The organism is Cytobacillus pseudoceanisediminis (assembly GCF_023516215.1).
In the GTDB taxonomy this organism is placed as follows: domain Bacteria; phylum Bacillota; class Bacilli; order Bacillales; family Cytobacillaceae; genus Cytobacillus; species Cytobacillus pseudoceanisediminis.
In genome coordinates this window covers 1,716,048-1,736,267 of the sequence record NZ_CP097349.1, presented here as the reverse complement: position 1 = coordinate 1,736,267, position 20,220 = coordinate 1,716,048, and the positions used below count along the sequence as shown (strand labels likewise).

At 41.7% G+C, this 20,220-nt stretch carries 17 protein-coding genes, 4 pseudogenes and 1 riboswitch; of the genes and pseudogenes, 6 read left to right on the top strand and 15 right to left on the bottom strand.

Translation table 11 applies throughout. The features are described 5' to 3' along the window. Positions 1 to 7: 7 nt before the first annotated feature. The 4 genes and pseudogenes from M5V91_RS09265 to plsY form a co-directional block, all read right to left on the bottom strand. The gene (locus M5V91_RS09265) at positions 8 to 1,165 is read right to left on the bottom strand and encodes a CapA family protein (RefSeq protein WP_009334710.1); all 1,158 of its coding nucleotides are present in this window, start codon (positions 1,163 to 1,165) and stop codon (positions 8 to 10) included. 157 nt (positions 1,166 to 1,322) lie between these two features. Beyond that, a complete protein-coding gene (locus M5V91_RS09260; RefSeq protein ID WP_284522034.1) occupies positions 1,323 to 2,000 on the bottom strand; it encodes a sensor histidine kinase in 678 nt (225 codons plus the stop codon). Between the two features lie 106 nt (positions 2,001 to 2,106). Beyond that, positions 2,107 to 2,397, bottom strand: coding sequence for a hypothetical protein (locus M5V91_RS09255; RefSeq protein ID WP_284522033.1), 291 nt, complete (start codon positions 2,395 to 2,397; stop codon positions 2,107 to 2,109). Between the two features lie 273 nt (positions 2,398 to 2,670). Further along, positions 2,671 to 3,254, bottom strand: a pseudogene (gene plsY, locus M5V91_RS09250) (glycerol-3-phosphate 1-O-acyltransferase PlsY). A gap of 196 nt (positions 3,255 to 3,450) precedes the next feature. Here plsY and M5V91_RS09245 point away from each other — a divergent pair. The 3 genes from M5V91_RS09245 (at position 3,451) to M5V91_RS09235 (ending at position 7,199) form a co-directional block, all read left to right on the top strand. Next, complete coding sequence (locus M5V91_RS09245; RefSeq protein ID WP_009334707.1) at positions 3,451 to 3,774, top strand: DUF3243 domain-containing protein; 324 nt, start codon at positions 3,451 to 3,453, stop codon at positions 3,772 to 3,774. Positions 3,775 to 3,905: 131 nt separating this feature from the next. Further along, positions 3,906 to 5,348 (top strand): phospholipase D family protein, encoded by a 1,443-nt coding sequence (locus tag M5V91_RS09240; RefSeq protein WP_192908562.1) that lies wholly within the window; start codon positions 3,906 to 3,908, stop codon positions 5,346 to 5,348. Between the two features lie 129 nt (positions 5,349 to 5,477). After that, the gene (locus M5V91_RS09235; protein ID WP_192908563.1) at positions 5,478 to 7,199 is read left to right on the top strand and encodes a glycosyl hydrolase family 18 protein; all 1,722 of its coding nucleotides are present in this window, start codon (positions 5,478 to 5,480) and stop codon (positions 7,197 to 7,199) included. Positions 7,200 to 7,674: 475 nt separating this feature from the next. Here the strand turns inward: M5V91_RS09235 and ade are convergent. The 11 genes and pseudogenes from ade to M5V91_RS09185 form a co-directional block, all read right to left on the bottom strand. Continuing rightward, positions 7,675 to 9,410, bottom strand: a pseudogene (gene ade, locus M5V91_RS09230) (adenine deaminase). A 39-nt stretch (positions 9,411 to 9,449) separates the two neighbouring features. After that, on the bottom strand, positions 9,450 to 10,817 hold the full coding sequence (locus M5V91_RS09225; RefSeq protein ID WP_192908565.1) for an NCS2 family permease: 1,368 nt from the start codon (positions 10,815 to 10,817) through the stop codon (positions 9,450 to 9,452). A 90-nt stretch (positions 10,818 to 10,907) separates the two neighbouring features. Next, complete coding sequence (locus M5V91_RS09220) at positions 10,908 to 11,222, bottom strand: XdhC family protein (protein WP_009334701.1); 315 nt, start codon at positions 11,220 to 11,222, stop codon at positions 10,908 to 10,910. Continuing rightward, entirely contained in the window at positions 11,201 to 12,034 is an 834-nt protein-coding gene (locus M5V91_RS09215; protein ID WP_009334700.1) for an XdhC family protein, read from the bottom strand. The genes M5V91_RS09220 and M5V91_RS09215 overlap by 22 nt, the downstream gene beginning before the upstream one ends. An 8-nt stretch (positions 12,035 to 12,042) precedes the next feature. Then, positions 12,043 to 12,483, bottom strand: coding sequence for a molybdopterin cofactor-binding domain-containing protein (locus M5V91_RS09210; RefSeq protein ID WP_284522266.1), 441 nt, complete (start codon positions 12,481 to 12,483; stop codon positions 12,043 to 12,045). 11 nt (positions 12,484 to 12,494) lie between these two features. Continuing rightward, on the bottom strand, positions 12,495 to 12,995 hold the full coding sequence (locus M5V91_RS30390; RefSeq protein ID WP_369425948.1) for a molybdopterin cofactor-binding domain-containing protein: 501 nt from the start codon (positions 12,993 to 12,995) through the stop codon (positions 12,495 to 12,497). Then, positions 12,926 to 13,753: a xanthine dehydrogenase family protein molybdopterin-binding subunit gene (locus tag M5V91_RS09205; RefSeq protein WP_369425947.1), complete on the bottom strand. Its 828-nt coding sequence runs from the start codon at positions 13,751 to 13,753 to the stop codon at positions 12,926 to 12,928. The genes M5V91_RS30390 and M5V91_RS09205 overlap by 70 nt, the downstream gene beginning before the upstream one ends. 257 nt (positions 13,754 to 14,010) lie before the next feature. Beyond that, a pseudogene (locus tag M5V91_RS09200) lies at positions 14,011 to 14,229 on the bottom strand (hypothetical protein); the annotation flags it as partial. Positions 14,230 to 14,324: 95 nt separating this feature from the next. After that, positions 14,325 to 15,200, bottom strand: coding sequence for an FAD binding domain-containing protein (locus M5V91_RS09195; RefSeq protein WP_009334698.1), 876 nt, complete (start codon positions 15,198 to 15,200; stop codon positions 14,325 to 14,327). 16 nt (positions 15,201 to 15,216) lie between these two features. Beyond that, positions 15,217 to 15,801, bottom strand: coding sequence for a nucleotidyltransferase family protein (locus M5V91_RS09190; protein WP_009334697.1), 585 nt, complete (start codon positions 15,799 to 15,801; stop codon positions 15,217 to 15,219). A 3-nt stretch (positions 15,802 to 15,804) separates the two neighbouring features. After that, positions 15,805 to 16,293: a (2Fe-2S)-binding protein gene (locus tag M5V91_RS09185; protein WP_071159021.1), complete on the bottom strand. Its 489-nt coding sequence runs from the start codon at positions 16,291 to 16,293 to the stop codon at positions 15,805 to 15,807. Positions 16,294 to 16,472: 179 nt separating this feature from the next. Continuing rightward, positions 16,473 to 16,570, bottom strand: a riboswitch (purine riboswitch). A 164-nt stretch (positions 16,571 to 16,734) separates the two neighbouring features. Between M5V91_RS09185 and M5V91_RS09180 the strand changes: the two genes are divergently transcribed. From M5V91_RS09180 to M5V91_RS09170, 3 genes and pseudogenes are all read left to right on the top strand, one after another. Beyond that, positions 16,735 to 17,085 carry a Na-translocating system protein MpsC family protein gene (locus tag M5V91_RS09180; RefSeq protein WP_009334695.1) on the top strand — a complete coding sequence of 117 codons (351 nt, stop codon included), beginning with the start codon at positions 16,735 to 16,737 and terminating at the stop codon, positions 17,083 to 17,085. Between the two features lie 310 nt (positions 17,086 to 17,395). Beyond that, positions 17,396 to 18,665 (top strand): annotated as a pseudogene (locus tag M5V91_RS09175) (nucleobase:cation symporter-2 family protein). A 71-nt stretch (positions 18,666 to 18,736) separates the two neighbouring features. After that, the gene (locus M5V91_RS09170) at positions 18,737 to 20,197 is read left to right on the top strand and encodes a dihydroorotase (RefSeq protein ID WP_071159024.1); all 1,461 of its coding nucleotides are present in this window, start codon (positions 18,737 to 18,739) and stop codon (positions 20,195 to 20,197) included. The last annotated feature ends 23 nt before the right edge of the window (positions 20,198 to 20,220 follow it).

Here is a 20,220-nt window from a genome sequence, read left to right as displayed (position 1 = left end):
AAGCGCTTTATTGAACATGATCGAGCATATGTGCCATAATTTCGCTGTATTTCGACTCTGCATTGGGAAGGCCATAGCCGCCAGCATCCTTCAATGGTACTACCCGATATTTTGGCTGTTTATTACTTACGTATGTCGGGATGAACCCCGGATTGGAAAGTTCAATATCGACCCCGTTTTGATCAATATATTTCGTAATCTCCACAGTTGCAATACCGCCTATGTCCTTGTAATCATTAATCTGGCCGGATAAAAAATTGCCTAGAGAGTATACAACAAGAGATTTCCGTCCGTCTTTCCTGTCAATCCATTCCATTGGCTGCAGTACATGTGGATGGTGTCCGAAAATAATATCCACACCATCATTTGCGAGGACCTCTGCCAGTTCCTTTTGTTCCTCTGTGGGCTGAAGCTGGTATTCATTTCCCCAATGCATACTCATAACAACTACGTCAGCTTCATCTTTTGCCCGGTTAATTTCCTCTTTCATTGCTGTTCTATCAATGAGGTTAACGAGATAATCTTTTCCTGCCGGAACGGGAATTCCGTTTGTACCATATGTGTAAGAAAGATAAGCAACTTTAATTCCGTTTTTGTTTATTACCTTCAAGGTTTGCTGTTCGCTGGGTGTTCTGTTTGTTCCCACATGCGGCAATCCTATCTGATCCAAATAATCCAGGGATGTTTTCAATCCTTTTTCTCCCTTATCGAGTGAATGGTTATTGGCAGTTGAAACTATGTCAACACCAGCCTCAATGAGGGCGTCTCCCACTTCCTGAGGGCTGTTGAACATGGGGTAACTGGAAATTCCTATTTCCGGACCTCCCAAAATAGTTTCTTGATTGGCAAGCAGGATGTCGGGCGTTTTTAATAGCGTTTTTGCATGTTCAAACATTGGTTTGAAATCATAGCCTGTTTTTGTTTGTGCAACATTATATACCCTGTCATGAATAAGGATGTCGCCAATTGCTCCCAATGTCACCTTCTCTATAAGCATTTTATTAACCGCGGTGGTTTCTCTGTTTTCCATATGCAATTGAGCAGGTTTTGCTTCAGCTGCCTCCGCTTTATTCTCTGTGTGCAATTGATAGATGAATAAAGCCGAACAAATAATTAACATTGTACAGATGACTGTGGATAGTAAGAAGGCATTACTGAATTTCATAAAAATTATCCCCTTAATATAGAGTATAAAGATATATTAATAGTCTAATTTTAATATGAATTTTTTCAATTTTCATCATTTTTCTGCTATTTTTTTATTTTAAATGTCATAATCTGATTTCCATTGATAACTGTTTACAAAATAATAATTAATAACTTCAGTTGATAATCATCGGAAATTCAATTTCAAAGACAGTGCCCTGTGACATTTTCGAATGGACATTTATCTTGCCATCATGCTCTTCAATTATTTTTTGGCATATGGATAGACCGATGCCGGTTCCTTTTTCTTTTGTTGTATAGAATGGGACGAACAATTTGCTTATTGTTTTTTCTGACATTCCCAATCCATTATCTTGGATGGTGATGGATACTTTTTGGTTAAGGGCTTTTGCTTTAAGATCTATTTTTCCTTCTGGAGCAGGAATGCTTTCACATGCTTCCATTGCATTTCTAATAATATTGATGAGGACCTGCTTTATCTGCTTCACATCACCATAGAAAATGGGATTATTAGGGCAAAGGCATACAGAAAGGTTAATATTTCTAATATGCGCCTCGCTTTCGAAGAATATTTTCATTTCCTTAACTAATCTGTTGACTTCTATTTCCGTTCTTTTGTTTTGAGGAGGTTTTGATGCATTTAAGAATTCATATATTATATCATTTGCCCGATTAATTTCTTCAATTGCAATCTCAGCGTACTGTTCTTTTCCGATTTCTAATAAATAAGGCTTCAAAAGCTGTAAAAATCCTTTTACAGTTGTTAGCGGATTCCGGATCTCATGTGCAATCCCCGCTAACTGTCCAGCATCAGCTGAATAGTCAGATATCAAAACAGTTTCTTTATTCTCTTTCACTGCTTTATTTAAGTGTTTCTTTTTTCTCTTAATTGGTAATTAACGCGGTGCAGCCTTTTTTGCATGTGCTCCGCCATCTTTCTTAATTCCTCATCTTCTGAAGAGAGGGAAAACAAAAAAGATGATAGTGCGCAGCATCACTTTTTTCTAGATGAATTCTATATGGAAGAATGCTATTACCTATTTTAAGTTTAAAAATGCCAGATTCATTTTTCTTTAATAGATTGTTGAATCTGCTAATATCTTCTGTTGCCAAAAATTCGGTAAACATTCCTTCAGCACTTATTAATGATGAAGTGAGTATTCTTAGGTTATGATCAATGAAAAAGTATGGGAAGGAAACGTTTTCCAGCAGGCCTTGAGTTTTATCCATTTAATTCTTCATCCTAACTTTAACGTTTTTGGCTGAAATTTTAGCCTAAACTAATGTATGGCGAAAGATATCAATTTATGTTTCTTTATGTATAAAAATTGTTATATAGGCTTTATAGTATTATGTTTCTAGGCCTTTGTAATCAGTATAATATTCCTTTAACACTTTATTCAAATAAACTAGACTGAAATATCTGAAAATAATTTAAGAATTAGAAAATTAGACAAAAAAATACAGCAGATCTAGTCTGCTGCATTGCAGGCTGGCTGGTTTTCAGCCAAGCCATTTTATTTTGGGCTCGGTTTTGTCCCTGATTCGTTTAATATTTTCCCTATGTCTGTAAATAACAAAGATGCCAAGTATAGTTACTACTATAATTAGTGGAATGTCCCATATAATTAGTGCGTAAATGATGGATGCCAGTGCTGCCAGAATAGAGGACAAGGACACGTACTTGGTTATGTAAAGGCTTAGAAAGAAAACACCCAATATGATAAGAAACATTAAGGGAACATAGGCTAACAGCACTCCCCCGATGTAGCGACTGCTTTACCACCGCGAAAGCCGGCAAACAGCGGATACATGTGCCCAATAACTGCAAAAACTCCTGCAGCAAGATGATGCATGTCCGATCCAAAGAAAAAGGGCAGGGATGCAGCAAGGGTGCCTTTTAAGATATCAGCTATGGTCACAATCATGCCGGCCTTAACTCCAAGGGTCCGGAAAGTATTAGTTCCGCCTAAATTTCCGCTGCCATGCTCACGGATATCCACTCCATAAAAAAGTTTTCCTACTATTAAACCAGAAGGAATGGAGCCCAGTAAGTAAGCTAAAATAATGATAATTCCATAAATCATAAAAACTCTCCTTCATACTTTCTATGTTAGTATATTGTACCATGTGAGCAAACCTGCATACCATGTGCAAATAAAAAGTTGTCCAATTTATTTCAGGGAGGTTTTTCAAACTCTCTGGCTTGTGTTTGACATGATTAACAGCGGGTATTAGTAGACTGTCACAGCAATCACATCCATATAAAGGAGAGATTCAAGCATGGAACAGAATATGAATAATGTAAATGGACAAGCAGGCAATGTAGAGGAAAAACTCAGTAATATGGGAAGCGAAAAGAAAGATGAAATTCTTTCAAGCTTTGACGGTTTTAAAGAATATTTAAGCGGAAAGGTCTCCCTGGGCCAGAAAATGGGCATGGATGAGGAACAGCTCGCGAACACAGCTCAAAAGGTAGGCGATTATCTGGCTTCCAAAGAGGATCCAAGAAACAGGGAAGAAAAGCTTCTGCAGGAATTGTGGAAGGTAGGAACTGAAGAAGAAAAGCATAAACTATCTCATATGCTTGTAAAGCTTGTAGGTTAAAATATATATCTTTAAAGGCGAAGGCGCAGGCCTTCGTCTTTTATATTGAGTGAAGGCGTATAGATGAGTTTACAATAGTCAAAAATGGTCTATATATAGTTATCGCAGTCTAGCGGGTAGGGGGAGTCCTGGTGAAAAAGGTTCTGGGAAAGTTAAATAGAAAAACGGTATGGATACCCATTTTGAGCCTTGTGCTGGTATTGGCAGCAACTATTATCTATCAGTCCAATAAACCATTGCCAAAAGGCCTTTCTTTCGAAGGCGAAGTTTACACTGTAGAAGATATTAAGTTTTTATACGATTTGAATTTTGAAAAAGGTAACGGCAGAAGAGAAAGCGATCAACAGATCTTTAAGCGGATATTAGAAGCCATTGGTGAGGCGGAGGATTTTATCGTGATGGATATGTTTTTATTCAATGGTTTTACTGATGGGGATAAAGATTATCCGGATATTAGCGGTAAAATAACTGATAAGCTCATCGAACAAAAACAGAGCCACCCCAATATGGATATTACAGTGATCACAGATCGGATTAACAGCACATATGGATCACATGATGTACCCGAATTCAAGAAGCTGAAGGAGAATGGAATAAATGTAGTTTATACTTCATTAGTCCCTTTGAGAGATTCTAATCCAATTTATTCGGCATTTTGGCGTGTATTTATACAGTGGTTTGGACAGGGAGGCAATGGCTGGCTTCCCAATCCGCTCGCAGAAAATGCTCCTGAAGTGACATTTGGGTCATATCTCGATCTCATGAATATTAAAGCAAATCACCGGAAGGTTTTTGTAACGGAGAAAACAGGGATTGTAACATCCGGAAATCCCCACAATGCCAGTGGGTATCATTCTAATATCGCGTTTGAAGTAAAAGGGCCAATCCTGGCTGATCTCGTTAAAACCGAGCAGGCGGTGGTCGATTATTCAGCATCAGGCAAACTGACAGATTTTAAGCCTGAAGACAGCAAAAAAACTGGGACTGTAAAGGCCCAGGTGCTGACTGAAGGGAAAATCTATAAACACATTATTAAAGAAATCAATAAATCCGGCAAAGGTGAAACCATCTGGCTCGGCATGTTCTATCTTGCTGACCGGAAAGTGGTTGATTCTCTAAAAAAGGCAGCTGATCGGGGAGTGAAAGTAAAAATGATCCTGGATCCAAATCAGAATGCTTTCGGCTCTGAGAAAATTGGGCTTCCGAATATACCTGTCGCAGCTGAATTAGACAAATTAGGCCACGAAAACATAAAAATCAGATGGTACAATACGGGATTTGAGCAATACCATTCGAAAATCATGTATGTAACCGGCAAAGAAAATAGTATGATCATTGCTGGCTCAGCCAATTTTACAAAGAGAAATCTGGATGATTTAAACCTGGAGACAAATTTAAAAATCAGCGCTCCTGACCAATCCCAGGTTATGAAGGATGTCGACAGCTACTTTAATAAGCTTTGGAATAATAACGGTGCAATTTATACGAAAAACTATCCTTCCAATGAAAAAATGCCTTTGGTAAAATATATTACTTACAGATTGCAGAATCTTACTCACTTTACAACATATTGATAAAAACCTGAAACCTTTCCTGTTTTCATTCCGTTAATATAGGAGGGGTGGAAATAAGTTGTAGGTATTCTAAATTTTCTTCCCATTTTCTGTTTATTTCGATACGATGGAATTAAGGGAGGAAAAGGAATGTATAAAATTGAAACAAGTCCACAAAAGCCTGCCGCTAAAAAACTTATCTTTGCGGGGCTTTTGTTTGCTTTTACACTGATAATTTCAAGCATTTTCATGATTTTATATCCTTTTGCTTCAAAGGAAAAGGTGTCTTACTTTAAAGGAGAACATCCGATATTGTTTATGGGCAAACAGGCGGGCAATGCTTATATAGAAGGTGAATCGATCTACCTGCCATTAACGTTTTTGCAGGAATTTGTCGATGAAGGCATTATTCTTGATGAACACTCACAATCCATCATTATCGCCACAAAAAATAAAGTAGTGCAGATGCCATTGGAATCTTTGAGCTATTATGTGAATGATAAGCCTATGAAACTGGATTTTACAGCTGCTAAACAGATAGGAAAAGACAGATATTTGGCTATCGAGCCGCTTTTGGCTTTCTATCCTATTACTTATTCAATTCTCTCTGATACAGGTGCAATATGGGTTCACAAAGATGGAGAGTCAATGGTTTCCGGCAAGGTGAAGGAAAAAGATATTCATGAAGAATTGCTTCGGCTGAGGACGAAAGACAGTCTGGAATCTCCGTACACGGCTTCAGTATCTCCAAATGAAGAAGTTTTAGTAGAACAAGAAAAAGGAGACTACTATTTTATTAGAAAAGAAGACGGTACAGCTGGTTATTTGAAGAAACAATACATAAAAAAGGGTGAGAACAAACAGATTGCTATTTCCCTTGAAGAATCTGCGTATACAGTGCCGGAACTGGAAGGTCCTATACAGCTGACCTGGGAAGCGGTATATACAAAGAACCCTAATACTTCAAAAATACCGAAGATGCCGGGTATTAATGTCATTTCTCCAACATGGTTTGAGCTTGCGGACGGAAAAGGTTCCATCAAAAACCTGGGATCGAAAGAATATTCAATGTGGGCAAGAAAACAGGGATACCAAATATGGGGCTTGTTTTCAAATGCATTTGACCCTGATTTAACACATGAAGCATTTGGTTCTTTTGAATCAAGGAAGAATATGATTCGGCAGCTTATGCATTTCAGTCAAATGTATGAATTAAATGGGGTGAATCTGGACATTGAAAATGTTAATCCGGAGGATGGGCCATTAATAACACAGTTTGCGAGGGAAGCCACTCCGTACTTTCATGAAGCAGGTTTAGTTGTGTCTATGGATATCACATTCATTTCATCGAGCGGTAATTGGTCGGCTTTTTATGAAAGGGATAAACTTGCCGGGATAGCAGATTATTTGGTTGTCATGGCTTATGATGAACATTGGGGAAGCTCGCAGGTTGCAGGAAGCGTAGCGAGCCTGCCGTGGGTTGAAGAAAACCTGAAACATCTGCTGGAGATTGTTCCTAATGAAAAATTAATATTGGGAGTGCCTTTATATACAAGACTGTGGGAACAAAAATCAAACGGGGATGTTTCTTCTAAAGCACTTTCTATGAGCAAAGTAAAAGAGTGGCTCAGTCAGAATAACGTTACTCCAGTATATGATCCGGAAAGCGGGCAAAATTATGCTGAGCATTTTTCAGAAAAAGATAAAATCACATATAAAGTGTGGCTTGAAGATGAACTATCATTAACCAAACGGACTGAATTGGCAAAGAAATATAATTTGGCCGGTGTGGCAAGCTGGAGCAGGTACTTTGCAGATGAAACAGCTTGGGCAGCATTAACATTAGATAATAAGGAAGTCACTAAGAAATGAAATAAGGCTGGAGAAAACCCCGGCCTTATTTTAAAATATAAGAATGTATAAATTCTGAAGTTAGATAATTGACTAGCTCCATGCGCCAGCGGGTCTCGGGTCTAAGCGTGTCTAGTTTCGACTCCTAGGGAGTCTAGGTCATAAGCCGTTCCCTTCCAGAAGGAAAAACCGCCTTATGCTTGTCGTCCCTGGACAGTCGCCTCAACATTTCTATCAATCCGTCCAAATGGTTTAAGTACAGCCATTTAGCCGGCTCGTCTTATGCTTGAGGCCCGCAGGACAAGGAAGGCTTCGTCAGCGTAATCTTCGCACGACCAAAAGCGGCAGCTTTTGGGAGGATGCGGGTCATGCAGACGCTGCCACAGGACAAGGAAAGCTACGGCAGCGATACATCGCACGACCGAAAGCGGTAGCTTTTGGGAGGACGTAGCGCTTTAAGTCTGGGTTCCTTTATAGGCGGGCGGCTTCCGCTTTTCTATGATTCTGCATTAATGTGGCTAAAGGAGCTGACGGAAAATAATCCTCTATCAGTTAACTTGAGCTCAGGTATTACTGGAAGCGCTAAAAATGAAAGCGTCAAAAACGGGTTGAATTCCATGCTGCATCCGACTGTTCTAAGTGCATGATTCAACTCAGACAAACGTCCGTAAATAAATGAAGAATCCCGATCACTCATGAGCCCTGCAATAGGCAGGGGAGTTCCGCAAGGATTTTTCCATCCTGGACAACAGCCAGGCCGCCTTTCATTGCTGCCGTATGCTTAATTGCCGCCAGTAAATCTTCATCAGAGGTTCCTGCTGCCACAATATTATGGGAATCGTGGGCAACCGTTGAGGCAATCCCTCCTCTTGTAATCCCCAGCCCCTTAATTATGCCAAGCCCGATGCTTCCAGTGAGGTGATGCCGCTCCACCACAGCCAATTTTAAATAATCTTTATCAGAATTAGGCTGGAAATAGCCATTAAGTGAATCGGCCTTTTCCACCAGGTGCCTGGTCACAATGCTGTTTGGTATAATGCCAATAATATTGGCATTCCCAGTTCCCATTCTTATGCTTAAATCCTCACCGTTTAGGCTGCCGATTTTGACACTGTCCAAAATGGCAGTTACAGGTTCGAGGCTCTCAGGAACTGGATCCTTAATGACCCCGTTTTCTGCAGCAAGTATTCCGCTTTTCATTACTTTCTCAACCTTTACATTCCTAAGATCACTAAGAAATATCAGGTCGGCTTCATAACCGGGAGCAATAGCCCCTTTATTTTTCAGGCCGAAGCATTCTGCTGCATTAAGCGTAGCGATTTGGACGGCAAGAATAGGATCCATCCCTTCCTTAATGGCCATTCTGACATTATGGTCAATGCTGCCTTCATTGATCAGGTCATCCAGATGCTTGTCATCCGTTACAAATAAACAGCGCCGTGCGTTATGTTCGCTGACAGATTTGAGAAGTGCTAATAAGTCCCTGGCCGCCGATCCTTCCCTCAGCATAACATACATTCCTTTGCGCATTCGGTCCAGCGCTTCTTCAGGGTTTATGCATTCATGGTCCGTTCTAATCCCGGCGGCCATGTATATATTAATTTCATCTGCATTAAGTCCTGCTGCATGCCCATCGATACATTTTCCTTTGCTATGAGCGTCTTCCAGTTTTTTTAGCATTTCTGCATCATTGTTCATAACAGCAGGGTAATCCATTACTTCACCAAGACCGAGCACTCTCGGGTGACCGTAATATTTTTCAAGATCCTTGTAACTGAGAGAAGCGCCGGCATTTTCAAATGGAGTTGCAGGCACACAGGATGGAAGCATAAAAAATACATCAAGCGGGATCTCTTCTGAAGATTCCAGCATGAAATCAATGCCTATTGTTCCGCTGACATTGGCTATTTCGTGAGGGTCTGCAATGACAGTCGTTACTCCGTGCGGGAGAACAACATTGCTGAATTCAGCAGGGGTAACCATCGCTGACTCAATATGGACATGCCCATCAATGAACCCGGGGGCTATATAGGTGCCCCCAGCATCAATGATTTCCTTCCCTTCATAGCTTCCTAAGCCAGCTACGATTCCATCGGCAATGGCTATGTCTTCCTCAATGATTTCGTGTGTAAATACATTTATTACCTTCCCGTTTTTAATAACCAGATCGGCAGGAGTCCTTTTGGCTGCCACGTCTATTCTTTTTCGTAAATTTTCAATGGTTAGCTTCATGTAAACTCCTCGCTTTTTTTGAAAATGACAAACATCTTTTTAATGTCCGCCCATAATGAAATTAATGATAAAGGCTGTACTGACAAAATACATGATCCAGTGAATTTGATGATGCTTGCCTGTAAGAAGCTTAAGCAGTGTGTAAGAGATAAAGCCGAATGCCAGCCCCTGGGCGATACTGAAAGTTAAAGGCATAAGAACGATTGTTAAAAAAACAGGTATGACATCAGTGAAGTCATCGAAGCTTATATGTTTTATTTCACTGAGCATTAAGGCACCAACGAGGATAAGGATAGGTGCTGTGGCTACAGACGGTATGAAATAAATGAGCGGAGCAAAAATGAGCGACAGAAAAAATAAAACAGCTACAGTTAAAGCAGTTAAGCCAGTTCGACCGCCTTCCGAGATCCCGGTTGCGTTTTCCACATATGCGTTTAAGGCAGTGCTTCCAAAGGCTGCACTTGCCATCGTGCCAACTGCATCTGCCTGAAGTGCACGATCCAGATTTTCAATTTTTCCATTTTCATCAGTGAGGCCAGCTTTTCTTGATAATCCGATGAGGGTAGCTAAATTGTCAAATAATTCTACAATAGTAAAGGAGAAAATGACTGAGATGATGCCATATTTTACTGCTCCCATAATATCCATAGCTAAAAACGTGTCAGACATGCTTGGAAGACTTAGGGATACGATATCACTTACGGCCTTTGGATAGGCAATAAAGCCAACAATCATGGCCAGCGCACTTGTACCCAATATGCTAATCAGCAGCGCGCCTTTTACTTTTTTCGCCATGAGGAGGGCGGCAATAATTAATCCAAAAAGGGCAAGAAGCGGGCCTTGGCTTGTTATGCTTCCTAAGCCGACAAATGTAGATTCATTTGCGACCACAAGTTCTGCATTTTTTAAGCCAATAAAAGCAATGAATAATCCAATCCCAACACCTATAGCTGACTTTAAAACATCCGGGACACCATCTACGATCTTTTGGCGGACTCCTGTAACTGTTAAAATTAAAAACACAATTCCCGATATAAATACAGCTCCAAGGGCTGTTTGCCAGGAAAGTCCCTGACCAAGGACTACTGTATAAGCAAAAAAAGCATTCAGCCCCATGCCAGGGGCAACCGCAACAGGGAAATTTGCCCACAGTGCCATTAGAAGAGTACAGAAGACACTTGCGTATATGGTTGCAGCCAGTGCGGCTTCTTTTGGTATTCCTGCGTCCGCTAAGATAATCGGGTTGACAAAGATAATATAACTCATTGTCATAAACGAAGTAACGCCCGCAAGAAGTTCTGTCTTTACATTGGTGTTTCGTGCGGATAGCTTAAAGAGCCGTTCTAAGAGGTTCGCACCAGAGGCAGGCGGGAGGCCTGAACCAAGATCCTTTTCGATTATCGACATGAAAAGTCACTCCTTCTTCATGGTAAATGTCCATTCTGCCATACAAACTGACTTGACCATGGAATAGGCGGGAGTTATACATTATTTTGGTTAAATTGGTTCAATAAAGACATCCATAATTCCGCCGCAGATTCCTCCATCTTCAAAAAGTAGCCCTTTCGTTAAATCGACGCGCTGTTGACTTGGAGTATTCGATTGGATGATTTCGAAGGCCTTCTCAATCACTTCTGCTTCACCGCAGCCCCCGCCAATTGTACCTTCAATTCTTCCGCACGGAAACACAATCATTCTGCTTCCAGTTTTTCTCGGAGTGGACCCTTTGGTGCGAATAATTGTGGCAAGCGCTGCTTTCTCACCTCCCTTCCTGACTTCCATGGCTCGCTTTATGAGCTGCATTTGGTCCATTTGCCGGCCCCCTCATGGAAACCCATCTTCGCATACTTTTTAATCTGTGTACTTAAAGAATTTCCAGATTTTTGATTTTTTACTTTCAGAATTTCTGCCATAATACTGACTGCTATCTCTGCAGGTGTTTCTGCTCCGATATCTAGTCCTACAGGGGTGTATAAATTGTCAAAGCTTTCATCCGGAAAATCCTGCTGAAGTTCTTTAAAAACACCTGAAATGCGCCTTCTGCTGCCAATCATGCCTATATATCCTGCCTGACTGTTTCTTTTTAAAAGTTCATTCAAACTGAGCACGTCATATTTATGTCCCCTGGTAAGAAGGAGAATATAGGTTTTTTCCGAAATATCCACATCCCTGAAATAATGCAGATAGGATTGGCAAACCACTTCATTGGCAAATGGAAAGCGTTCCCTGTTTGCGAACTCTTCCCGATCGTCTATTACTGTGACGAAAAATCCCAGCATACGCCCCATTTCTGCCACGGGTTCACACACATGGCCCGCCCCGGCGACTATTAAATGGAGCGGAGCAGGGAAGTATTCTGCAAAACATTCAATTATGCTGTCCTTCCACACAAATTTCACTGCGCCGGACCGCTTTTTGGCGACAAGTATACTGCATTGTGCTATTAATAGATCCTTCACATCCTGCGGCAGCAGTGAGTTTTCAGTACAGAGGCCTCCATCTGGCCATAATAACGCTTTTGCTCCGAGGATTTTGTTATCAGGATAGTCTGTAATGGTAAGGAGATATGTGTCTTTTCGGTTATTGATGGACTCTTCTAATTTGGCAAATAAATTGCGGCTCATCAATTGCATCACCTTGCAGATTGGACTTTTTGTTTTTTTAGATCTTTCAATGCATTAAAAACTCTTTCAGGAGTAGCAGGCAGTTGAAAGATTCTAGCTCCTGTTGCATCATATATGGCCGACATGATAGCAGCGATAATCGGAATCATCACTACTTCACCAATTCCTTTTGCCCCAAAAGGCCCTGATTGTTCGGGCTCTTCAACAGGGAAGGTCTCAATTAAAGGCGTCTCGCGAATAGTGGGGATGATATAATCAGTGAAATTCCGTGTCTTATGATAACCATTCTCTATCAGCACATCCTCAAAAAGGGTATAGCCGATTCCCATTACTGCTCCGCCTTCAGCCTGGCCCTCTAACCCCTGCGGATTAATGACTTTTCCTGCATCAGGGATGGAAACAACCCGCAAAACATCCGTTTCACCAGTTAAAGTATCTACTTCAACCATCACGACATGGGTTAAATATCCGTATAAATGATGGGGGCGCCGCCTGAGCCTTTGATTTCTTCCTTTTCTTTTGGAAGGTAGAAGTGTCCTTCTACTCTGGCAGACTGATGTTGATCATAAAGGTACTTATATATAGACTTATAGGGTATGATTTGTCCATCGGCTGAAATATGGTTTGGTCTTAAGTCAATTCTTGATGCTTGTAAATTCAGCATTTCAGCAGCTGTTTGGATAAGAAGCTCAGTCATCTTAGGTGCTGCTGCCGCAACAGCTCTTCCGCCGGTGTAGGTGGAGCGGGAGGCAGTTACAGTACCGCCATCAAGTGTCTTCTGTGTATCTCCTTGAACGACCATAATATTGCTGATATCACAGTTCAGCATCTCAGCCGCTATCTGGGCGTACACAGTGCTATTGCCTCCGCCGATTTCCTCGCATCCGACACCTACAAGAAATTTACCGTCTGACTGAAGTTCGATAGAGGCGGCTCCATAATCAGGCAGGCCAATACCCATTCCAATGCCATGAAAGGAAGTTGCGAGGGACACCCCCGTTTTTTCCATGGCTCACTCACTTCGGATTTATATTTTTCACGGTTCTTCCACAGATCGCAATTTTCTGCGGTTTCAAGTGTTTTATAGGTGCCCACACTGGATTTGACAATGTGGCCGACACTTGAAACTTCGCCCTGATGATAGACATTTTTTTTGCGAAGTTCAATTGGATTCATTCCCAGTTTTTCTGCAATCATATCCATATGGGTTTCAATTCCCATACATACCTGGTTGACGCCAAAGCCTCTGAAGGCACCGGCAATGCCATTATTGGTATAAACACAGAAGCCTTCGAGATCCACATTTGGAATTTTATAAGGGCCGCAAGAATGCTCGATTGCCAGAGCGATGACTGCCCCACCCAGGGAAGCATAGGCCCCGGTATCTCCTATGGCAGTTACCTGGTTAGCGATCAATGTGCCGTCTTTTTTGGCAGCTGTTTTCATTTTGACTTTAAATGGATGCCTTTTTATGCCGGCAATGACAGACTCTTCACGGCTTAAATGAATTTTTACCGGCCGCCCGTTTGTATGCATGGCAAGGAGAGCCAGATAAATTTGAACCGTAATCTCATCCTTCCCGCCGAATGCTCCTCCAATAGGACTTGAAATGACTCTGATTCTTTCAGGGTTATAAGCCAGGGACCTTGCAATCTGCATTCGATCACGGTACGCGTATTGGCCAGGGCAGCGAATCGTGAGGAATCCTTCTTCATCCATAACTCCCCAGCCGCCTTCTGTTTCAATAAATGCATGCATTTGGCGGGGGAGTAGAAGGTATTCTCAACAATGATGTCAGCTTCTTCGAAGGCTTCCTCAATGTTTCCGTTTTTTATTTTCACATGGCTGTGCAAATTGCCATCAGGATGAAGCTTTGGAGCAGAATCGGTTAAGGCATATTCAGCATCAGCAACAACTTCCAAAGGCTCATAATCCACTTTGATTAACGTCAGTGCCTGTTCGGCGATTTCCAGAGTTTCTGCTGCAGCCAGTGCTACAGCATCCCCTGTGCACCGTACGACATCTGAGCACAGAACAGGCTGATCGGGAACAACAATCCCAAATCCATTAAAGCCGGGAATATCTTTATGGGTAAGTACACAAATAACACCTGGGAGGTTTTTAGCTGCTTCAGTGTCAATGGATTTTATTTTGGCATGCGGATATTCAGACCGCAGGACTTTGCCCCAAACCATATTGTCAAATTGGTAATCGGTCATATATTTTAATTCTCCTGTTACTTTTTCCGGGCCATCAATTCTTTGGACTCTTTTTCCAACCCATTTGGTGTTCATTGGTTTTCCCACCTCCTGATTAGACGATATAACCCTCTTTCCAGTAAAGCGCTTGCCATATCTCTTCTATATGTAGCAGTTGCTCTTCCATCTGAAATGGGCATGACCTCTTTCCAGGCAATTTTGGCGATATTCTGGATTAATTCCTCGTTAAGCTGCCCCAGGGTAAGCATTGATTCACACTTACGTGCACGGATAATAGTCGGCGCCACAGAACCGAAGGCAATTTTTCCTTCCGTGCAATTGCGGTCATTGTCCATTGTGAGTAAAATGGCTACATTCACAATGGAAATGGATTGTGCTTTTCGGGGGCCGAGCTTTTGGAAAATGCCTATACCATTTGGTTTTTGCGGCTTTATTAGGATATTTGTAATCATTTCATTTTCTTTTAAAACTGTCCTGCCGGGACCAGTGATAAACTCTTCGATTGGAATGGTCCGTTTATTCGTCAGCGAGGTGAGTTCGAGCATGGCACCAAGAACATACAAAGCCGGAAGGGTATCGCCTGCAGGGGAAGCAGTAGCAATATTTCCCCCGATTGTTCCCATATTCTGCATTTGGGTGGCTCCGACTTCACGGGCTGCTTCCACGAGAACATCTGCTTTTCTCTGCAGAAGCGGTGATTGAATCATATCGGTATGTGTGGTCAAGGGGCCAATATGGATAAAATCTTCACTTTCTTTGATATAGCGCAGCTCTTTTAAGTTTTTAATATTTATCCATGTATCAGGCCGCCATTTGCCTTCCTTCATCCGGACTGCTGCATCTGTCCCGCCGGCTATCAATCTATGTTTCCTGTCTTCCTTTGATAGCTGGGTCAGACATTCGGATAGTGAGGAAGGGGTAATCATATCAATTTCTGAAACGAGCATTGACTTACCTCCCAGGTCATTTTTTTAGGGCATTTATATAATCTGCCTCTTTATTCAGGTTGAGATGAATCTCATCATTTTCAACGGGCACCTCAAGAAGAGCTTTTTCATGCTTTTGAATTACAAATCTCAGGCCCATTCTTTCTTCCTTGATAGATAAAAGATCGCTTCTCAATTGGGCGGAAAAGAGGATAGGGTGACCTCTTTTGCCTTGATGGCTGGGAACTGCAATCAGGCCGCCGCTTTTTGCAAGAGATTCTGCAAGCCTGTTAACGGTGAAAGACTGAAGCGGCTGGTCAACAGATGTAATAAGAATCGTTTCTGCTGACTTGACTGCGGTTTTAACTCCGGAAATGATTGATGAGCATTTTCCTTCATGGAATTGTTCATTCATTATGATTTTGATAGGGTATTTCTTTGCGATAGGAATAAATTCTTCGGCTTTGTAACCCAAAACGACAACAATGTCAGAAAACACGGATTCCTTGAGGTTTTGCAGCTGATGCTCGAATAATGTCGTTCCTTGCCACGGCAGCAGTCCTTTTAAAGTGCCCATTCTACTGGATCGGCCTGCAGCAAGAACAATAGCTGTATGTGTCATGGACTATTTGGCTGCTTCCGGTTCGGATATTTTTTTTGAAGCAGCTGTCTGCACTGCCTTAATAATTTTTGTATAGCCTGTACAGCGGCATAGATTGCCGCCTAATGCTGTTTTAATTTCCTCTGCAGATGGGATCGTGTCAACTTTATCTAAAAATGCTTTAGCTGATACGATGATACCCGGAGTACAGTAACCGCACTGTGTTGCCCCTTCAGCAATAAATGATTCCTGAATTACATCGAGATTTGGTGATAGGCCGACTCCTTCACAAGTTGTGATCACCTGGTTTTCCGCCTGGCCAGCGAGGACTAGACAGGAGCATACAACCTCTTTATTGATTAGTACAGAGCATGATCCGCATTCTCCCTTGCCGCAGCATTCCTTGCTGGCAGTCAATCCTAAATCTTCCCTTAAGACATCCAGGAGTGTTTTAGCAGGCGGGCAAACGACCGTACGTTCCTTTCCATTAACAATAAAATTAATACTTTTCAAATCTTCGCCTCCTCATAGAACTTTGAAACTTAAAAATGACAATGAGAAATTGTGTGAGTATTAAGGGATAATAGTCTGGCGAGCAAGCAGAGGTATTTAAATTATGATATTATGCATATTCTACTAAATAGACTAATAAGCACAAAAAAATTCCTGCACAAAAGGTTCCTGGCTGCTGTCCACAGGAAAATGCCTTTCGTAGATAGGAATTCCGGTTCCCAGTAGAAACCCTCAAGCCGATTATTGAGGTTATACGAAAAATTCTATTTGATTTTTCAGTGTGCTGGAGGGAGGTATTATCAAGACAATTATAGAAATAGAGGGGGAGTTGATTTGTAGTGTAATAGTTAAGCTAATATTTTGTCAAGTAAGAATTTTCTGATAAATGGTATTGACTTATAAAACTGCCTTGTTTAATATAGTGAATAACAGGAGGACTACATGACTGTAATAACCTCAAAATTCCATCAATCATTAAAAAAAGATCTCGCTTTTCTTTATAATCGTGTCAATCAGGAGATCTACGGTACAGGCGTAAAGAAACAGCGTCTTGAAACTTTTGATGATAGAGTCATCATATTTGCTCAGCATAAGCGTGTACAGGCACTGCATATGCTAAGCCAGAATTTTCATCACCTGACCATATCGGTTGATTCAGCATTAATTGTTGAATTTAAATCGCTTTTAAAGGGTCTGATTGAAAATTCTCTCCATTTGAAAGTCAAAACGATTTTAAAAGATTACGATCCTGATACCGAAGAAGCATGCACAGTTATTTATTTTGAAGAATAGCAGTTTTACAATATGTTTGGGGAAGCTGTGCATGCCGCAGTTTTTCTTAAACCTGAATATCGGAGCGGTTCCTTTGCCTTTTGTTTAACGGAAGCTGAATGAAACCGCAGTAATAGAGCATCTATGTGTACTTTGATGTTATCTATTGCTGCGGTTTTTTTATACTCATTTTTCTTTTGGGAGGTGATGCCTGTTTTTATCCGCTGGAGTCAGGCTGAGGCATAACAAAGAATTAAACCTGGAGGGGAAGTCTTTGGAAAAGCTAAATCCTTGGAAAGTAGGGACTTTGGGATTTCAGCATGTGCTGGCCATGTATGCAGGTGCTGTTATTGTTCCACTGATTGTTGGACCGGCAATAGGGCTCACGGCCCAGCAGCTTGCTTACTTAATTTCAATTGATTTATTTACTTGCGGGATTGCTACATTGCTTCAAGTAATAGGGGGAGGCATTTTGGCATAAGGCTGCCGGTGATTCTTGGATGTACTTTTACAGCAGTCGGACCCATGATTGCCATCGGGAATTTGCAGGGCATTACAGCCATCTACGGGGCCATTATTGCTTCGGGAATCATCGTAATGATCTTATCTCAATTTATGAGTAAAATAATGAGATTTTTCCCGCCGGTCGTAACCGGTTCAGTGGTAGCTATTATCGGGGTTTCCTTGATCCCTGTTGCAATGAATAATGCTGCAGGAGGACTTGGTTCCCCAGAATATGGGAGTGCCCAGAATTTATTCCTGGCTGCATTTACACTCGTTCTCATTATTTTAATGAACAGGTTCTTTAAAGGCTATATGAGAGCTATATCTGTGCTGCTTTCATTGGTGGCCGGAACGATCACTGCTTATTTTATGGGGCTCGTCAGCTTTGCCGAAGTCAGCCAGGCTTCCTGGTTTCATGTCGTTCAGCCATTTTATTTCGGATTCCCGACATTCAATGCCTCGGCCATACTTACAATGACTTTAGTAGCTATTGTGAGCATGATTGAATCTACTGGGGTATTTCTGGCCCTCGGAGATGTCTGCGAGAGAAAGCTGGACTCCAAAGACATAAAAAAGGGCTGCGTGCAGAGGGGCTGGCTGTGGTAATAGGAGGAATCTTTAATGCATTTCCTTATACGTCCTTTTCACAGAATGTGGGACTTGTAGCGCTAACTAAAGTAAAAACGAGAAATGTAGTTATCGCAGCTGGCGTTATATTAATGATTTTGGGGCTTTTGCCTAAAGTGGCAGCTCTGACCACGATTATCCCTATGGCTGTTCTTGGCGGAGCAATGATTCCAATGTTTGGAATGGTTATCTCATCCGGAATCAGAATGCTTTCTGTTGTTGATTTCAGCAAAAATGAAAACTTGCTTATCGTTGCCTGTTCCATAGGAATCGGACTTGGTTCGGCAGTTGTCCCGCAAATTTTTGAAAGTCTTCCAACAAGCGCACGCTTGCTGGTTGAAAATGGGATCGTGCTGGGAAGCATCACAGCAATTTTATTAAATTTGGTATTTAATTATAAAGATTTAAATATAAGTGAAAGTGAAAGAATCGAACAGCTGAAAGGAGATCATTCAGCTGAAGCGATTTAAATGCAATTGCTGAAACGATCTGCCTTTTCTTCGGGAGGCAGAAATCCAAATAATAGATAGGAGCAGGAGAAATGGATTTAATTTTGAAAAATGCAAGCATTCCCCAGGGAGATCGTCAGGTTTTAACAAATATTCTGGTAAACGAGGGAAAAATTGTTGGCTACACTAATGACATTTCTTTTCTAAATGCAGCCAGGGTAATTGATATTAAAAGAAAATTAGTCGTTCCAGGCTGTATTGATCCGCATACTCATTTTATGGATCCAGGCTTCACTCATAGAGAAACCTTTGCTACTGGCAGCCGTTCTGCAGCAGCCGGAGGCTTAACAACCATTATAGATATGCCTTGCTGCAGCAAGCCATCCGTTCGTGATGGGGAGAGTTTCAATAAAAAAATCGGACCAATCAGGGATCAGGCCTATATTGATTACTGTTTCTGGGGAGGCATGACTGGAGAAGATGCTCGTGAAGGCTGGATTGATAATATTTATCCGCAGATTGACCAGGGAGTTGTTGCCTTTAAAGTTTACATGACTCCTTCTGTACCTACCTTCCCTAAAGTATCGGACGCAGAGATGCTGGAAATTTTCAGGAACGTTGCAAAAACCGGACTCCCAATTGGTGTACATGCTGAAAACTATGATATCTGCACATTCTATTCCAAAAAACTTGAAAAGGAAGGGCGCCTTGACGGACCAGCATGGGCGGAAGCGCGTTCAAGCCTCGCTGAGAAGGTGGCCATTGAATTGATTCTCAGCTTTGCAGAAGCTACAGACGCACGTGTACATGTGGTACATATGAGTACAAAAGAAGGCGTCGAGCTGGTAAAAGCAGCCAAGAAGCGTGGTGTTAAGGTTACAGCAGAAACCTGTCCTCACTATCTTGTTCTTAATGCAAAGGACTCCATGTCAGAGCGCGGTTCCTATGCAAAGATTGCTCCTCCTTTACGAGGAAAAGAGGATAACGAATCTCACTGGCAGGCTCTGGCTGACGGAACCATCGATTTTGTCGGTACAGATCATGCTCCATATGAAATTGCCACAGAAAAGGATTATCCTGGGGCAACGATCTGGAACACTTTCCCTGGCATACCCGGGGTAGAAACGATGGTGCCGATCCTTGTCAGTGAAGGTTTAAATAAAGGCCGTTTATCCCTATCAAGATTTGTCGAGGTAACGAGCCGCAATGCCGCCATTCACTATGGCATTTACCCTAAAAAGGGATCAATGGAAATTGGCAGTGATGCTGATTTCACTGTTATTGATCTTGAGAAAGAATATGTAATAGACGAGCAGAAAACAGAATCAATGGCTAAATATAACCCGCTGCATGGCATGAAGCTTAAAGGGAAGCCAGTCCAAACGATCATTCGCGGAACCGTGATTTTCGATGAAGATAAAGGCATCGTAGGAGAAGCTGGCTATGGTGAGTATGTTCCGCGCCAAAGCATTCAGAGGCTTGAGAGAACATTCAAGTATGAAAAATACGAAGCGGTAAAAGCAAAAACAAAAGACCCAGTAGCACAGCAATAAATAGTTAATAGAGGGAGGCTGAC

What these genes read in the sequence shown, in the direction of transcription:
- M5V91_RS09190 (WP_009334697.1), bottom strand. Translation starts at nt 15,801, where the DNA reads ATGACACATACAGCTATTGTTCTTGCTGCAGGCCGATCCAGTAGAATG.
- M5V91_RS09235 (WP_192908563.1), top strand. Translation starts at nt 5,478, where the DNA reads ATGTATAAAATTGAAACAAGTCCACAAAAGCCTGCCGCTAAAAAACTT.
- M5V91_RS09255 (WP_284522033.1), bottom strand. Translation starts at nt 2,397, where the DNA reads ATGGATAAAACTCAAGGCCTGCTGGAAAACGTTTCCTTCCCATACTTT.
- M5V91_RS09245 (WP_009334707.1), top strand. Translation starts at nt 3,451, where the DNA reads ATGGAACAGAATATGAATAATGTAAATGGACAAGCAGGCAATGTAGAG.
- M5V91_RS30390 (WP_369425948.1), bottom strand. Translation starts at nt 12,995, where the DNA reads ATGGGTATTGGCCTGCCTGATTATGGAGCCGCCTCTATCGAACTTCAG.
- M5V91_RS09225 (WP_192908565.1), bottom strand. Translation starts at nt 10,817, where the DNA reads ATGTCGATAATCGAAAAGGATCTTGGTTCAGGCCTCCCGCCTGCCTCT.
- M5V91_RS09220 (WP_009334701.1), bottom strand. Translation starts at nt 11,222, where the DNA reads ATGGACCAAATGCAGCTCATAAAGCGAGCCATGGAAGTCAGGAAGGGA.
- M5V91_RS09205 (WP_369425947.1), bottom strand. Translation starts at nt 13,753, where the DNA reads ATGGATGAAGAAGGATTCCTCACGATTCGCTGCCCTGGCCAATACGCG.
- M5V91_RS09195 (WP_009334698.1), bottom strand. Translation starts at nt 15,200, where the DNA reads ATGCTCGTTTCAGAAATTGATATGATTACCCCTTCCTCACTATCCGAA.
- M5V91_RS09170 (WP_071159024.1), top strand. Translation starts at nt 18,737, where the DNA reads ATGGATTTAATTTTGAAAAATGCAAGCATTCCCCAGGGAGATCGTCAG.
- M5V91_RS09210 (WP_284522266.1), bottom strand. Translation starts at nt 12,483, where the DNA reads ATGGTTGAAGTAGATACTTTAACTGGTGAAACGGATGTTTTGCGGGTT.
- M5V91_RS09180 (WP_009334695.1), top strand. Translation starts at nt 16,735, where the DNA reads ATGACTGTAATAACCTCAAAATTCCATCAATCATTAAAAAAAGATCTC.
- M5V91_RS09265 (WP_009334710.1), bottom strand. Translation starts at nt 1,165, where the DNA reads ATGAAATTCAGTAATGCCTTCTTACTATCCACAGTCATCTGTACAATG.
- M5V91_RS09215 (WP_009334700.1), bottom strand. Translation starts at nt 12,034, where the DNA reads ATGAGCCGCAATTTATTTGCCAAATTAGAAGAGTCCATCAATAACCGA.